The following is a 14364-nucleotide window of genomic DNA, read 5'->3' as shown; positions in this document are numbered from 1 at the left end:
ACTTTACATTCTAAGTAAAAAATTGTCTTTATTAAGCCCGGAAGTGTGATATTGCCAATTTATGGTTACCACATCTGAAAGAACTTTTTTAAGTGTACTGAAATCACTTGGCTTTTTGATGTAAATATTGGCTCCCTTTACAAAGGTTTCTTCAATATGTTCTTCTGTTGAAGACGTCGAGTAAATTGCCACAGCAATATTTTCGAATTTAGAATTGGCTTTAATTTCTTCCAAACATTCCATCCCGTTTTTCTTCGGCATGTTTAAATCCAGAAAAAGAATTTCAGGTAGCAAAGCATCATCAGAATTCAGATAATTCATGAGTTCTACTCCATCTTTATAGGTTTGCACTTTGGTGCTCATTTTCAGTTCCGAAAAAGCATCGGTAAAAAAAAGTCTGTCATCTTCATCGTCATCCGCAAGAATGATGTGCATATATTCTTTATTCATTTCCTCTTTTTTTATTTAGATTATTTTTTGATAGCCAGTTCTCTTCTCTTTCCAATAATTTTTTGGAACTGAGAAGGAGTGATTCCTGTAGTATTTTTAAACTGTGTGCTTAAGTGTGCAACGCTGGAATAGCTTAAACGGTATGCAATTTCCGTAAGGGTAAGCTTGTTGTTAACAATTAACTGCTTTGCATATTCGATTTTTTGCAGGATGATGAAGTTTTCGATAGAAGTATAAGTAACTTCCGAGAAAAGATTGGAAAGATATCCGTAACTATGGTTAAGCTTTTCGGCAAGATATACCGATGCTTTTACGTTGACATCTTTTTCGCCAAAAACCATTTCTGTTATGGCATCTTTAATTTTTTGAACTAAAGCTGTTTTCTGGTTTTCGATGATTTCTATCCCATAATCATCCAGTTTTTCAGTAAGATTTTTCACCGTTTCTGGTGTTATTTTATCTAAAAACTCTACCTCTCCAAAGCTTACGGTTTTGTATTTCAAACCCAAAGAATCCAATTGCTGCTCTAACACTTTCTTACACAGGGTGTTAAAGTCGAACTTTACAAACATTTTCATGCTTACGATACACTTAAATTAAAAAGTAAATATACGCTTTTATTTTATTACAATTAATTTCGATTTTTCCATTCCCGGTTATATATTTTATAACAATAAAAAGTTTTTGTAATTTTTATTACAAAAACTTTCAAATTATACTGAAAGAATTGAATATTATGCAACTAAAATGAAGTAATTGTCATTAATATCTCTCTTAATTTGTAAGGAAAAACCTGTCTGTAGCTCGTTATAAATCATTCTGCAATGATCTAAAAGGTTATCAAATTCGTTATTGAAATCATCGGAAGCGAAAACCATGTTTCTAATATACTTATCATCTATATCCAACCTGTTATTGCTATATGCAAGATTGGAGATTCCAAAGTTTTTGTGAATTTTTACGAAATAATCTTCAAGAAAATCGAGTCGGCTCATATAATTTTGGGTTAGTTGTTTTACAGTTACAAATTTGCAGCAAAAAAACAGCCTTTGCGTTATAAAATTTTTTTCGAAGATTATATTTTCTCATAGTAAATATTCCATGATATAATCGTCCATCACATAACCCCCACCGATGTCGAGAACAAGTTCCTTACGTACTGTAAAACCTTGTGATTCATATACATTTTTAGCATTATTCGCTTTATTCACATTCAGGATGATTCTTTTATCTCCGGCTGCTTCCGTTTGCGTTTTCACCAAAGAAATTCCGGCTTTTCCCAATCCTTTCCCTTTGGCTTCCGGGACAAGATAAATCCGGTGAAGCTTGGTGGTTTCCGGTTCATAATGATGTTCAAAACCCACAAATCCGTACGGAAGATTGTCTTCTTCAATAATATAATAATGATAATGGGGATTTCCGGTAAAATGTTTCGTTAATTCTTCCCCAGAATACATCGTTCCCAACATATAATCTATCTGTTCCTGCGAAAGAATTTCTGCATAAGCATCTTCCCAAGATTTTCTTGCCAAATCCTGAATAAGTGCGATATCTTCAGCTGTAGCGTATCTAAAATTCATCATGATGTAAGAATAAAAAACTCCGAAAAAATTTCGGAGTTAAAATTTAATAAATTTTAAAATTAAATCTTCGCCATTTCAGTTTTAATTTTAGCCTGAAGTCCTTCTGAAGCAGGAACCAAAGGTAATCTTAAATAATTTTTGATGATGCCTTTTTCAGCTAAAACCGTTTTAATTCCGCACGGATTTCCTTCCGCAAAAATCAGTCTTGTGATTTCAACCAGTTTGTTGTGAATTTCGTAAGCTTCGTCCACCTTTCTGTCGAAAGCCAACTGAACCATAGTTGAAAATTCTTTTGGATAACCCTGTGCAATTACGGAAATCACGCCGTTTCCGCCTGCCAAAGTTACAGGCAAGGTAAATTCGTCATCACCTGAAACCAAATTGAAATTCGCAGGCTTGTTTCTCAAAATATCGAAATACTGCAAAATATTTGGAGCTGCTTCTTTAATGAAAATTAAATTAGGAAACTCGTTCGCCAATTTTAAAGTGGTTGCAGCTTCAATATTTTGGCCGGTTCTTGACGGAACATTATAAATAATAATATTTTTTCCTGTGGAAGCCAATGCTTTATAATGCTGATAAAGCCCTTCCTGATTAGGTTTATTGTAATAAGGAGACACAGAAAGTACTGCTTCGAAATCAGAAAGGTCTGTTTCCTCCATCTGTTTCTTTACTTCGGCAGTATTGTTTCCACCGATTCCTAAAACCAAAGGAACTCTACCGCTGTTTACCTTCACGATATGTTCTGTTACCTGTTTCTTTTCATCGGAAGAAAGTGTTGCAGCCTCAGCTGTTGTTCCCAAAACCACCAAATAATTGGTTCCGTTTTCAATGTTGTACTCCACAAGTTTCGTCAGCGAATCGAAATCTACCGACAAATCCTCGTTGAAAGGTGTTACCAGCGCAACTCCCACTCCTTTTAAATTGCTCATTATTGTATAAAAATTTTAATTTTCAAATTTAGGAAATTTTAAACAAGATTTTACGTTTGAAAAAAGATGATTTTGCACCCTTATAATTATATTTGCAAAGATTATCATTATTAGAAAATGAAAAATAAATTTTGGATTGCAGGCTTCGCAACCTTAGCTTTGGTTGCCTGTAAAACACCGCTCGCTGTAACGAATGTACAGACGCAGAAAAACATCAGCATCGCCGCAAATCTTCCGGAAGATGCTGCCATGAACGGCGTGATTGCACCTTATAAAAAATCGCTGGAATCCCAGATGAACGCTAAAATTTCGCACACTAATGTGGATTTGAACAAACAGGGCGACAACAGCAACCTCGGAAATTTGTTGGCAGATTACACTTACGACGGCGCTGTAGATTGGGCGAAGAAAAATAATATTCCGCAAATTGACGCAGCCGTTATCAACATCGGAGGAATCCGTTCTACCATTGGAAAAGGCGATATTCTTCTGAAGCATATATTTGAAGTAATGCCTTTCGAAAATGAATTGGTAATTGTAAAAATGAAAGGTTCTGACGTCAATTCTTTGTTCGATTATTATCTTGAAACTCAGAAAAACAATCCGGTTTCTCACCTATTGGTTGAAACTGAGCAGGGTAAAATTTCAAGAGCGCTCATCAATAACACTAATGTTGACCCTTCCAAAACGTACTACATTGCAACGAGTGATTATTTGGCTTTAGGTGGCGACAACATGAAGTTTTTCAACAAAGGTGAAATTATTACCACGGGTGTAAAACTTCGTGATTTATATGTTGAAAAATTCCGCCAGACGCCAGAAGTTACGGCTCCAAACGACGTAAGATTAATTTTTAAAGGCAAACCCAACAGAAATAATGAATAGAAAGAATTTCCTTAAAACGATTACAGGAGGAGCATTAGGATTAACGATGGCTCCAAACTTAGTGTTTGCAGAAACGACCAAATTTTTGGGCGAAAATTCCGATAAAAAACTCACCATTCTTCATACCAACGATCAACATTCCCGAATTGAACCTTTTGATTCAAGTTATTCTAGAAATCCAAATCAGGGCGGTTTTGCGAGAAGAGCACATTTAATTTCAGAAATCAGAAAGGCAGAAAAAAACCTTCTCTTGTTGGATTCCGGAGATATTTTTCAGGGAACGCCTTACTTCAACATGTTTGGTGGTGAATTGGAATTCAAATTAATGAGCATGATGAACTATGATGCTTCTACCATGGGAAATCATGATTTCGACAATGGTTTGGAAGGATTCCTAAAGGTTTTACCGAACGCAAAATTCCCTTTCATTTGCTCCAATTATGATTTCAAAAACACTATTCTCGACGGAAAAACCGAGTCTTATAAAATTTTTGATAAAGACGGAATTAAAGTAGGCCTTTTCGGTGTTGGAATTCAGCTGGATGGCTTAGTTGGCAAAAAGCAGTACGGAGAAACTGTTTACAATGATCCGGTTGAAATCGCTCAACAATATGCCGACTTTTTAAGAAAAGAAAAGAAATGCGATTTGGTGATTTGCCTTTCTCACATTGGTTACGATTACAAAGACGATCCAAAGAAAATTTCCGATAAAATTTTAGCAAAAAAAACTGACGGAATCGATTTGATTTTGGGTGGACACACGCATACATTCCTTCCGGAACCTCAAACGTACACGAACAGAGCTGGTAAAAATGTTTTGGTGAACCAAGTTGGTTGGGCAGGACTTTTGTTGGGAAGACTCGACTTTTATTTCGATAAAAATAAAGCCGTGAAAAATATTTCATGGAATAATTTAGTTATTGATGAAAAGATAATGGCTTAATATGAAGAAACTCGTTCCTTTTCTGGCGCTGATTTTTGGTTTAGGTTTAAATGCTCAGATAATTTCCTCAAGCAAATGGACAGACCTTTTTTCCTACAACAACGTACTTTGCATTCGCGAAGACGCAGGGAAACTCATTGCAGCCACAGAAAACGGAATATTCTACTACACGCCGTCGTCCGGAGAAATCACCAAACTTTCCAAAGCGAACGGACTTCATGAAGTAAAAATTTCTGCTTTCGATTATAATGCTGAAACGAAAATTGGTTTGGTGGGCTACATCAACGGAACGATGGACGTTATTACACCGGATGGAATTACTTATGTCGTAGATATTCCTTTGGCGACTGGTTATACCGGTTCAAAAAAAATCAATCATATTTCCATCACAGGAAATCAGGCTGTGATTTCTGTAGGTTACGGAATTTCAATCTTCAATCTGAACAAGAAAGAATTCGGCGATTCGTCATTTTTTATGAATGCAGGTGTTTTTGAGGCTGCAAAAGAGTCTGTCATTAAAGACAATAAAGTTTACGCCATTACTTCAACGGGAATTAAAACTCATGATATTAATGTAACGATTCCTATTTATGCAGAATGGACAACTGTTGCTGCGGGAACTTTCAATAATATTGATATTGAAAACGGTGTTATCGCCTACTCGAGTGCTACACAAGCTTTTTATGGTGATGGAACTACATTCACACCTCTTTCCCAAAGTTTCAGTAATGTGAAAGATATCGCTGTAACTCCTCAGAATATTATAATTGCTGATCAAAATTCAGTCTCTGCACTTACACTAACAGGAACTCCTGTAAAAAATTACACTTCCCCAGAAGTCTTAAATACAGCTTGGTTCAATAACAGTCAAATTTACGCTGGTTCTTATCTCGCAGGAATTCTGAATGAAAACTCACAATCTTTCAAACCGGATGGTCCTTATGCCAATAGATCCTACAAGATTAATTTGTTGAAGGATAAAATATGGGTATCAACGGGAGTACGTGAAAACAGATATAATCATCCCCAAATAGACCCTCGAAATTTAGGTTTTTACTTTTTTAATGGAAAAGAGTGGATATATCCAAGCTACTTCATTAACAATCCTATTGCTTTTAACGTATTGGATGCCGTTGCAAACCCTTCAAATGATAAGGAGGTTTTCTTGGCCAATTATGTCTATACTACCGGAAAAGGATTCTTTAAAATGAATTACAACGAAACATCAAAGGATTTTAATTTCGTTAAGTTTTATCCTACTCCAAACGATTCTTACAACAGACCTGTGGGTTTTACCTACGACGATAAAAATAATCTTTTTGCATCTGTAGCATTCTATTATCCTGCATCGACGATGGGAGTTTATTATTATGACAAAAGTTCTGACAGCTTTATTTCAAAGGGAATTAATGCAGGCGCTGCACAAAAACCCATTTTTTATGAAGGAAAATTATGGATTCCTGCACCTAGAAGCAATACTTTTGCTGTTGTAGATACAAAAGGGACAACAAGTTTTTCCGATGATACCGATTATGTTTTATCCGAAAGCAACGGCCTTCCTTCCGGAGGAAATGGAACTTTAAGTGTGACTATTGACAATACCGGTGATGCTTGGATTGGTACAGATAACGGACTTCGAGTTTTACCAAATGCAAGCAGCGAAATTGCAAATTCACCAAAACTGGAACCTATTATTATTGAGCAGAACGGCTTAGGCGAAGAACTCTTCCGTGATGCACAGGTTTTGCAGATTGAAGTGGATTCTGGAAACCAAAAATGGGTCTCCATCGACGGTGGTGGTGTTTTTTATCTGAATCCAAATGGTGAAAAAACTTTCCTGCATTTTACCAAAGAAAATTCTCCGCTTCCAACCAACAGCGCAACGGATATTAAAGTGGACAATAAAACCGGAAAAGTTTATTTTGTAACGCTAGACGGAATTGTTGTTTACCAGGGAGATGCTGTAAATGTCACCGAAAATTTTGGAGATGTGTTAGTTTATCCAAATCCTGTAGTTTATGCCAATTATAAAGGCAATGTTAAGATTAAAGGTTTGGCAGAAAAAACCAATATCAGAATTACCGATGCAGCCGGAAATCTTGTTCATCAAGCCGTTGCAAGAGGCGGTTACTACGAATGGGATCTTAATTTCAAAGGAAAAAGAGTTGCTTCCGGAATTTATTTTGTATTGATGACCAATGCAGACGGAACCGATAAAGCCACCGCCAAAATTGCAGTTGTAAATTAATGGCAACACAAACCGGATTTCTGCTCTCCTACATTAAATTTGGTGATAACGATGCGGTTTTGCACTGCTTTACCCGCGAAAATGGATTCCAAAGTTTTTTTGCGAAAGCGATTTATGCATCAAAGAATAAAAACAGGGCCTATCTTCTACCCATGAACGAGCTTTGTTTTACTTTAAATCCAAAGCACAAAAGCGGAGCCCTAGAAAATATTACTAAAATTGATTTGGTTGAAAATCCGGAATTCTACACTGACATTAAAGCCAACTCCATCGTATTTTTTGCCGCCGATTTTCTGAATCAGGCTTTAAGACACGAGAATAAGCAGGAAAAAATTTATGATGAAATTCTGAAATTTCTAGACGAACTCGAAAAGAAAAATTACCGTTCCCATCTTATTTTTCTGATTAAAATTTTGAAAATTCAGGGATTGCTGCCACTTCTAAGTAAAGAAAAATTTCTCGACCCCGAATCTGGAAATTTTGCAAATGTTCAGCATCATTCAATGTTTGATGAAGAAATTTCGTTGGTTTGGAAGAATTTAATTTCTCATGAAAATCCTTACGAAATTCCAATGAAATCCTCAGTTCGCAAAAATTTGCTGGACAGTATTTTGGTATACTATCATTATCATTACTCCGATTTTAGAATTCCGAATTCTTTGGAAATTGTGCAACAGATTTTTGAATAGATTAAAGATGCTTCGACTTCGCTCACCATGACAGCGTGATTTTTTTTAAATAGGATGGGCGTTTCAAAAAATTTAATATAACTTTTTACTCATCAAAAATTGCGGTCCACTTCGTCCAATTCTCGTCTTTCCGTCGAAAACATATCCAGCTTTTAAATATAATTGATAAGCAGAAGTATTCCTTTCATTTACTGCGAGAACAATTTCGTCTGTTTCGGGATAATGTTCAGCCAAAAATTCAGGAATGAGTTGCATAGCCTCTTTCCCAATTCCCTTTCCCTGAAAATTTGGATTAATCGATAAAGACCGAACTAAAACTGAGCTTTTCTTTTCCGTTAATTCCAGCTTATCATTGCCAAAATCCAACACAAAAAAGCCTGCAGGATTACCATCATAAAGAATCGTTATAGGTTTTGCAAGAAAATCACCGTTTAATTTTCTTTCTTCAATTCTTTCCAAAGCCAGAGAAACAAGTGCTGTAAACTGCATCTGCAATTCGTCTAAATCATAATTTAATGATTCGAAATTTTCAGAAAGATAAGGTTGAAGTTTCGTCATTTAATGATGATAAATATCGTTGTACATTACGCCAGCTTCAATTCTAACCGGTAAAAAATTTTCTTCCGGAACTATCGGACAGTTGTAATCGTAAGCGTTATACGCACAATAAGGTTGATAAGATTTATTGAAATCCAGCACAATTGTACTTCCTTTCGGAATTCTTAAATCCATATATTTTCCGCCACCATAAGTTTCTTTACTGTTGGTTTCATCGCGAAAAGGCAAGAAAAGATAATCCTCATAACCTTTTTGCTTCATCAATCCCAAACTTTGGTAAAGCGTTACTGTATAAGGTTTTCCATCAATTTCGAAAGTGGCTTTTCCGTATTCCTTGTAAGGTTTAGTTTTTCCTGAAGAAGTTGGAAGTTCAAAAGGCAGTGCATTTTCAGTTTTGGTAAACTTGGCTTCAACTCGGTATTTATTATTGATTGGAAAGAAAGGATGCGTCTTAAAATTAGTGAAATTATCACCACGTAAAGGCGTTTCTTGTGGATTTAAATATTCTGCATTGAGTTCCTTTTGGAATTTTTCAACTTCCTGTCTTTCAAGAGTAGAAACAGAAGCGTTTTTACATGAAACAATGGCAAGTAAAAGAGTAAATAAGTATAATAATTTTTCCATTTAGCTAATTTTGACGCGGTAAACATCGGTACCGTTTCTTTTAATATTCTGAACCCAAAAACCACCGCTTTCGGGAATAATTTCTTTTAAATCAAAACTTTTGCACTCTTTCGGAAGTCCAGAAAAAACAAGCGTAAACCAAAAATCTTTCATCGGTTCCACTTCTGTCCAAAATGGAAAAATTGCAATATTTTCGGTATGAATTAAATGAGAACGGTGTCCCAAACTTTCATCAATTAAAAAGGTAGAACGCCAAATCCTGATAAGATTTCCAAAAGTGGGTTGCGCCGGAAAACAGCAATGTACAATTACCTGCTTCTCCTCCTCTGTTTGTGTTTGAAGCATTTCCAGAATTTCTTCTGCAATTTTGGGTTTCGTTATTTCTGTTGTCTCGGACATTTTTTGTTTCTCGAAGTCTCTCGCAGATTGAGCGGATTATGCTGATTTTTTATGAAATTGAGCACTAATTGCAACTTTGCACCAAAATTCACAATTCACAATTCATCATTCATCATTAAAATCAGTATTCCAGCTCCAGTTTTTCTTTTGTATAATTTCGGATTTTTTCAGTCAGTTCTGGATTTTCAGCTAATTTTTGCCCGTAACTTGGAATCATTTCCTGAAGTTTTTCTTTCCATTCTCCGTGAAGTTTTTCAGCAAAACATTTTTCAAGAACTTCCAGCATTGCATAAGCTGCCGTAGAAGCTCCGGGTGAAGCTCCTAATAAAGAAGCGATTGTACCGGATTTATTTACCACTACTTCGGTTCCGAACTCCAGTTTTCCACCTTTTTCCGCATCTTTTTTAATGATTTGAACGCGCTGTCCTGCAACTTTGAGTTCCCAATCTTCTTCTTTCGCATCTTTCACAAATTCTCGCAAATGCTGCATTCTTTGTCCTTTTGTCATCGCAACTTGGCGAACCAGATATTGCGTTAAAGGTAAATTATGCCACCACGCTCCAAAAAGTGAACGGATATTTTTGAAATTCACACTTTCCGGTAAATCCAGATAACTTCCCTCTTTCAAAAACTTGGTTGAAAATCCTGCGAAAGGTCCGAAAAGCAATGCCTTTTTACCATCGATTACCCTTAAGTCCAAATGCGGAACCGACATTGGAGGTGCGTCAACTGTTGCCTGTGTGTAAACTTTGGCGTGATGTTTCGCCACCAATTCCTGATTATGCGAAACCAGCCATTCTCCCGAAACCGGAAACCCGCCGTAACCTTCACTTTCTTCAATATCTGAGCTGTCCAAAAGCGGAAGTGCGTAACCTCCGGCTCCGATGAAAAGGAAATCGGTTTCCACTTCCTGTTTGTGGTTGTGAAGCCTGTCTTTTACAATAATTTCCCATTTTCCGTCTTCTTTCGGAGAAATGTCTTTGGCTTCATGATAAAGGAAAACTTCAACGTTAGAATCCTCTGCCAAAAATCGACCCATTTTTCTTGTTAAAGTTCCGAAATTTACATCGGTTCCCAAATCCATTTTTGTGGCTGCCAAAACTTCAGAATCTTTTCTTTTGCTCATGACTAAAGGAATCCACTCTCTCAATTTTTCGTGGTCGGTAGAGAATTCCATTCCTTTGAAAAGATGGTTTACCGTCATGGCTTGATGGCGTTTTCTCAGATATTCCGAATCTGCTTCGCCGAAGACCAAACTCATGTGCGGACAGGACGTGATGAAATCTTTGGGTTGACTGATATATCCTTTATCCAAAAGATAGGACCAAAACTGCTTCGAGATTTCAAACTGCTCAACAATTTTTTCTGCTTTGGAAATATCAATGGTACCGTCTTCTCTTTCCGGTGTATAATTAAGCTCACAAAACGCCGAATGTCCTGTTCCTGCATTATTCCAAGCTGCTGAACTTTCTTTGGCGAACCGTCCGAGCCTTTCGAAAATAGCAATTTTGAGAGACGGTTGAAATTCGTGCAGCAAGGTTGCCAAAGTTACACTCATAATTCCTCCTCCTATTAAAACAACGTCGTAGAATGGTTTTGGGGTTCTGTTCGTGAGTAAATCTGCCATTTGTAATTTTTTAGACACACGAATTTCGTGAAAAAGTTGGGATTATCAAGTTTCAAACGTCACATTTCATCTAATTATGTAATAGATTTTTTGATAACGATAAATTTTTCCATCAACATAAAAGAAAAATTTTCAGTTTAAAGCCAGCTCCGGAGGAGCGAAATGTTTGTAGAAAACAAATTATCCAATGAATCAGAGCTCCAGAGGAGCGAAATGTTGGTTTTGGGAAAATTTTTGTTGAATTAATCTTTTACCACATCAGAAATTTGTTAGAAAAATTTTTGTGCAGATGAAAACACATGAGATTGAAAACTGCGTTTTCTTGACGCTCAAGTCACTTAAGATATTGTTGTGCGATGAAGAAAGTACAGTTGAGTTTTGAAAAACTGCGTTTTTTTTGATGTCTGAAATTTCGATGATAGCATGAAATTTCGCGCGAGGGATTGCAGCGGAAATCCTTTTTTGTGATGGCCAATTTGTTAGTTCAATAATGAAGCGGCTGCGAAAAAAGATTGAAGCGTAAAGCCCGGTGCTGAACGAGGGAGCGGTGTGTTGCGCTGACGAAGGAGGCGCAATACATAGCGAACGAGTGAGACACGCGTCCTGAAAAAATCAATTCAGTTTTATGGTCAATTTTTTGAAAGTTTTTTCGGCGTTTTTGCCTTCGTAAAGGATGCCGTAAATGGTATTGATAATCGGCGTGTCGATTTTTTTCTCTTTGGCTGTTCCGTAGATGGAATCTGCTGCGTAATACCCTTCCGCAATCATATTCATACTTTGGATGGCAGATTTTACGGTGTAGCCTTTCCCAATAAGATTTCCGAGGTTTCGGTTACGCGAAAACAATGAATAAGCCGTTACCAAAAGGTCGCCCAAATAAGCGCTTTCGTTAACGTCTCTTGGTGCTTCGTAAACGGCTTCCAAAAACTTTTCCATTTCTCGGATGGCGTTCGTTACGTAAACCGCAGTAAAATTGTCGCCATAGCCTAAACCGCTTGCAATTCCGGCTCCAATCGCGTAAATATTTTTGAGAATTGCACTGTATTCGTTGCCTAAAATATCTTTGCTTGTGTGAACATTGATGAATCTGGAAGTAAAAATAGCATCAAGTTTTTCGCCCACTTCATCTTCTGCAGCTGCAATTGTAAGATAGGAAAGTCTTTCCATCGCCACTTCTTCCGCGTGACAAGGTCCTGCAATAACCGCCTGATTTTTGAAGCCAATTTTAAATTCGTCTCGAAGATAATGCGCAACAACATCGTTGACTTTTGGAACAATCCCTTTAATCGCAGAAACAAAAGTTTTTCCGGAAGTGTCTACCGTTAATTTTTCCATTGATTCGGAAAGATAAATAGAAGGCGTCGCCAAAACCACAATATCACAAGCTGAAACGAGTTCATTGATATCGGTGGTGAGTTTTAAATTTTTAACGTTGAAATTAACCGCTGTAAGATAAGTCGGGTTGTGATGACGAAGCTCGATAGCGCCTTTTACAAACTCATTTCTTACACACCAGTGCACCAATTTGCAGTTTTCCAAAAGCATTTTTACAATTGCCGTTGCAAAACTTCCGCTTCCTACTACGCCTACAACTTCCTGTGGAGCGTCTCTTTTAGGGGCTTTCGCAACTTTGGATTCCGGTTTTGCTTTTTTCTTCGCCATAATAAATTCAATATTTACAAATATATTAAAGATTGTGGATTTTGGCGAAAATACTGCAACTGATAAAAATTATGAAAATTTTAACGACAACGATATCAACTTCTAAGGTTAAAATTCGTTAATACCTAAACTTGAATTGAATTTTTGTTTTAAATTTGCAGTCCAAATTTTTAAGAACTCATTGTAAGTTAATAATATAGAATGAAAAACTTTCTAAATAAAAAGAAAAACATCAACCTTTTATTGGGTGGTTTTCTTGCTGTTATTTTCGGGCAGGCTTTGCTGATTGGTAAATTGTACTCTGAAAAAAACAACAAGAATTACGAGGTTAACCTTGTGGCCATCAACACCCAAAAAGACAGCGTTGATTATCTGAAAATGAAAAACGACCTTGCATTGGTAGATAACACAGTGCAACAGCTGAACTCTTTCCTTCTTTCTAAAAATATTACAGACGAAAGAATTATGGCTTTGGACCAAGACAGTGTTTCGAGCTCGGTTTATTTAGCTAAACAAAGCAACCGCTACAGCCAATATTTGGTGGATTTGCAGAATAAATTGCAAACTGTTCCTTTGGGAATTCCAACTGACGGTTATATTTCGTCCAACTTTGGAAACAGAAAAAATCCGATTCCATTTAAACCGAAAGTGATTTTGGCTTCTGCCACAACTCCAAAACCAACGGTAAAAGCTGAACCACAAATTATTGAAGAAAAAGACAGCCTTGGAAACATCACTAAAAGAACTGTAATTCCACCTTCTCCAACGATTGCTGCTACAAAAGCCGCAGTTGTAGAGAAAAATAATCCTCCTGCAGAAGCAGACCAAATTCAGTTTCATAAAGGTTTGGATATAGCTGTTGCTTATGGTTCTGATGTGCGTTGTGCTGCAGCCGGAACAGTAATTTTCGCCGGACAGAAAGGTGGTTACGGAAACTGCGTAATTGTTTCTCACGGAAACGGATTGGCTACTTTGTATGGACATCTTTCACAAATTCTGGTTGAAACCAATGATGTCGTGAAAGTAAATCAGGTTTTGGCAAAATCAGGAAATTCAGGGCGTTCAACGGGACCTCATCTTCATTATGAAGTTCATAAAAATAATACGCCGGTAAATCCGAAATTATTTTTGAATCTTTAGATGCTGAAAAAATATTAAATAAAAGAATCCGTCTCACAACTGAGGCGGATTTTTTTTGGTTATTATTTAGGATTTTTGTATATTTATCATTGATAATCAGATAGTTGTTTATGAATTTCAAGCATTATAACCAAAATCAGCTGGTGCTGTTTCCTTATAGTTTTGAGGAATTGATTCCCGAAAATCACCCTGTTCGGATTGTCAATGATATTTTGGAGAGAATTAATATAGATCCGCTTCTAAAAGCCTACAGCAGAGAAGGAAATCCCAGTTATCATCCCGGGATGATGCTCAAAGTGATGGTTTTTGCGTACATGAATAATATTTATTCCTCCCGGAAGATAGAAAAAGCGCTTCGGGAAAATATCAATTTTATGTGGCTTTCCAACATGAGCATTGTGGATCACAATACCGTGAACCGTTTCCGGAGCAATAAGCTGGAAGCGGCTTTCAAGGATATTTTCTCGCAAGTAGTTTTGCTTTTGGCAGATGAAGGCTTGGTGAGTTTGAAACAGGTTTTTGTGGATGGAACGAAAATCGAAGCACAGGCAAACCGCTACACTTTTGTTTGGGCAAATGCCATTAAAACCAATAAAGAAAAAATGCTCCGCCAATTGGAAGATC

The 14364-nt window shown here is 36.8% G+C and carries 16 protein-coding genes; 6 read left to right on the top strand and 10 right to left on the bottom strand.

The features are described 5' to 3' along the window. Positions 1-3: 3 nt before the first annotated feature. The 5 genes from Q0252_RS01545 to dapA form a co-directional block, all read right to left on the bottom strand. Positions 4-450 carry a response regulator gene (locus Q0252_RS01545; RefSeq protein ID WP_297982929.1) on the bottom strand — a complete coding sequence of 149 codons (447 nt, stop codon included), beginning with the start codon at positions 448-450 and terminating at the stop codon, positions 4-6. 20 nt (positions 451-470) lie between these two features. Continuing rightward, positions 471-1028 (bottom strand): helix-turn-helix transcriptional regulator, encoded by a 558-nt coding sequence (locus tag Q0252_RS01540; RefSeq protein WP_297982927.1) that lies wholly within the window; start codon positions 1026-1028, stop codon positions 471-473. 156 nt (positions 1029-1184) lie between these two features. Beyond that, on the bottom strand, positions 1185-1445 hold the full coding sequence (locus Q0252_RS01535; RefSeq protein ID WP_297982924.1) for a hypothetical protein: 261 nt from the start codon (positions 1443-1445) through the stop codon (positions 1185-1187). A gap of 90 nt (positions 1446-1535) precedes the next feature. Further along, entirely contained in the window at positions 1536-2033 is a 498-nt protein-coding gene (locus tag Q0252_RS01530) for an N-acetyltransferase family protein (RefSeq protein ID WP_367174804.1), read from the bottom strand. A gap of 59 nt (positions 2034-2092) precedes the next feature. Continuing rightward, a complete protein-coding gene (gene dapA / locus Q0252_RS01525) occupies positions 2093-2965 on the bottom strand; it encodes a 4-hydroxy-tetrahydrodipicolinate synthase (RefSeq protein WP_297982920.1) in 873 nt (290 codons plus the stop codon). 117 nt (positions 2966-3082) lie between these two features. On the opposite strand from dapA, the gene Q0252_RS01520 reads away from it, so the two are divergent. The 4 genes from Q0252_RS01520 to recO are packed head-to-tail and all read left to right on the top strand — an operon-like array spanning position 3083 to position 7730. Then, the gene (locus Q0252_RS01520) at positions 3083-3850 is read left to right on the top strand and encodes a 5'-nucleotidase C-terminal domain-containing protein (protein WP_297982918.1); all 768 of its coding nucleotides are present in this window, start codon (positions 3083-3085) and stop codon (positions 3848-3850) included. After that, complete coding sequence (locus Q0252_RS01515; RefSeq protein ID WP_297982916.1) at positions 3843-4793, top strand: bifunctional UDP-sugar hydrolase/5'-nucleotidase; 951 nt, start codon at positions 3843-3845, stop codon at positions 4791-4793. Before Q0252_RS01520 ends, Q0252_RS01515 begins: the two co-directional genes overlap by 8 nt. 1 nt (position 4794) lies before the next feature. Then, positions 4795-7041 (top strand): hypothetical protein, encoded by a 2247-nt coding sequence (locus Q0252_RS01510; protein ID WP_297982913.1) that lies wholly within the window; start codon positions 4795-4797, stop codon positions 7039-7041. After that, positions 7041-7730, top strand: a complete 690-nt coding sequence (gene recO / locus Q0252_RS01505; protein ID WP_297982911.1) for a DNA repair protein RecO — start codon at positions 7041-7043, stop codon at positions 7728-7730. Before Q0252_RS01510 ends, recO begins: the two co-directional genes overlap by 1 nt. Before the next feature lie 72 nt (positions 7731-7802). Here the strand turns inward: recO and Q0252_RS01500 are convergent, their stop codons facing one another. The 5 genes from Q0252_RS01500 to Q0252_RS01480 all read right to left on the bottom strand — a co-directional run bounded on the left by Q0252_RS01500 (position 7803) and on the right by Q0252_RS01480 (position 12600). Continuing rightward, positions 7803-8288 (bottom strand): GNAT family N-acetyltransferase, encoded by a 486-nt coding sequence (locus Q0252_RS01500; protein WP_297982909.1) that lies wholly within the window; start codon positions 8286-8288, stop codon positions 7803-7805. Continuing rightward, positions 8289-8912, bottom strand: coding sequence for a DUF1684 domain-containing protein (locus tag Q0252_RS01495; protein ID WP_297982906.1), 624 nt, complete (start codon positions 8910-8912; stop codon positions 8289-8291). Continuing rightward, on the bottom strand, positions 8913-9311 hold the full coding sequence (locus tag Q0252_RS01490) for a hypothetical protein (protein ID WP_297982891.1): 399 nt from the start codon (positions 9309-9311) through the stop codon (positions 8913-8915). It abuts the gene before it with no gap. Positions 9312-9432: 121 nt separating this feature from the next. After that, positions 9433-10938 carry a malate dehydrogenase (quinone) gene (gene mqo / locus Q0252_RS01485; RefSeq protein ID WP_297982890.1) on the bottom strand — a complete coding sequence of 502 codons (1506 nt, stop codon included), beginning with the start codon at positions 10936-10938 and terminating at the stop codon, positions 9433-9435. A 612-nt stretch (positions 10939-11550) separates the two neighbouring features. Further along, on the bottom strand, positions 11551-12600 hold the full coding sequence (locus tag Q0252_RS01480) for an NAD(P)H-dependent glycerol-3-phosphate dehydrogenase (protein WP_297982889.1): 1050 nt from the start codon (positions 12598-12600) through the stop codon (positions 11551-11553). Positions 12601-12801: 201 nt separating this feature from the next. On the opposite strand from Q0252_RS01480, the gene Q0252_RS01475 reads away from it, so the two are divergent. After that, positions 12802-13740: a M23 family metallopeptidase gene (locus Q0252_RS01475; RefSeq protein WP_297982888.1), complete on the top strand. Its 939-nt coding sequence runs from the start codon at positions 12802-12804 to the stop codon at positions 13738-13740. 110 nt (positions 13741-13850) lie between these two features. Continuing rightward, positions 13851-14364: transposase (locus Q0252_RS01470; RefSeq protein WP_297982886.1), on the top strand; the 514-nt coding region annotated here is incomplete at its 3' end.

The organism is uncultured Chryseobacterium sp. (assembly GCF_936933875.1).
Classification (GTDB): Bacteria; Bacteroidota; Bacteroidia; order Flavobacteriales; family Weeksellaceae; genus CAKZIK01.
This window is presented reverse-complemented; position numbering and strand designations above follow the sequence as displayed.

What these genes read in the sequence shown, in the direction of transcription:
- Q0252_RS01490 (WP_297982891.1), bottom strand. Translation starts at nt 9,311, where the DNA reads ATGTCCGAGACAACAGAAATAACGAAACCCAAAATTGCAGAAGAAATT.
- recO (WP_297982911.1), top strand. Translation starts at nt 7,041, where the DNA reads ATGGCAACACAAACCGGATTTCTGCTCTCCTACATTAAATTTGGTGAT.
- Q0252_RS01480 (WP_297982889.1), bottom strand. Translation starts at nt 12,600, where the DNA reads ATGGCGAAGAAAAAAGCAAAACCGGAATCCAAAGTTGCGAAAGCCCCT.
- Q0252_RS01510 (WP_297982913.1), top strand. Translation starts at nt 4,795, where the DNA reads ATGAAGAAACTCGTTCCTTTTCTGGCGCTGATTTTTGGTTTAGGTTTA.
- Q0252_RS01540 (WP_297982927.1), bottom strand. Translation starts at nt 1,028, where the DNA reads ATGAAAATGTTTGTAAAGTTCGACTTTAACACCCTGTGTAAGAAAGTG.
- Q0252_RS01495 (WP_297982906.1), bottom strand. Translation starts at nt 8,912, where the DNA reads ATGGAAAAATTATTATACTTATTTACTCTTTTACTTGCCATTGTTTCA.
- Q0252_RS01500 (WP_297982909.1), bottom strand. Translation starts at nt 8,288, where the DNA reads ATGACGAAACTTCAACCTTATCTTTCTGAAAATTTCGAATCATTAAAT.
- Q0252_RS01520 (WP_297982918.1), top strand. Translation starts at nt 3,083, where the DNA reads ATGAAAAATAAATTTTGGATTGCAGGCTTCGCAACCTTAGCTTTGGTT.
- Q0252_RS01475 (WP_297982888.1), top strand. Translation starts at nt 12,802, where the DNA reads ATGAAAAACTTTCTAAATAAAAAGAAAAACATCAACCTTTTATTGGGT.
- Q0252_RS01515 (WP_297982916.1), top strand. Translation starts at nt 3,843, where the DNA reads ATGAATAGAAAGAATTTCCTTAAAACGATTACAGGAGGAGCATTAGGA.
- Q0252_RS01545 (WP_297982929.1), bottom strand. Translation starts at nt 450, where the DNA reads ATGAATAAAGAATATATGCACATCATTCTTGCGGATGACGATGAAGAT.
- mqo (WP_297982890.1), bottom strand. Translation starts at nt 10,938, where the DNA reads ATGGCAGATTTACTCACGAACAGAACCCCAAAACCATTCTACGACGTT.
- dapA (WP_297982920.1), bottom strand. Translation starts at nt 2,965, where the DNA reads ATGAGCAATTTAAAAGGAGTGGGAGTTGCGCTGGTAACACCTTTCAAC.
- Q0252_RS01530 (WP_367174804.1), bottom strand. Translation starts at nt 2,033, where the DNA reads ATGATGAATTTTAGATACGCTACAGCTGAAGATATCGCACTTATTCAG.
- Q0252_RS01535 (WP_297982924.1), bottom strand. Translation starts at nt 1,445, where the DNA reads ATGAGCCGACTCGATTTTCTTGAAGATTATTTCGTAAAAATTCACAAA.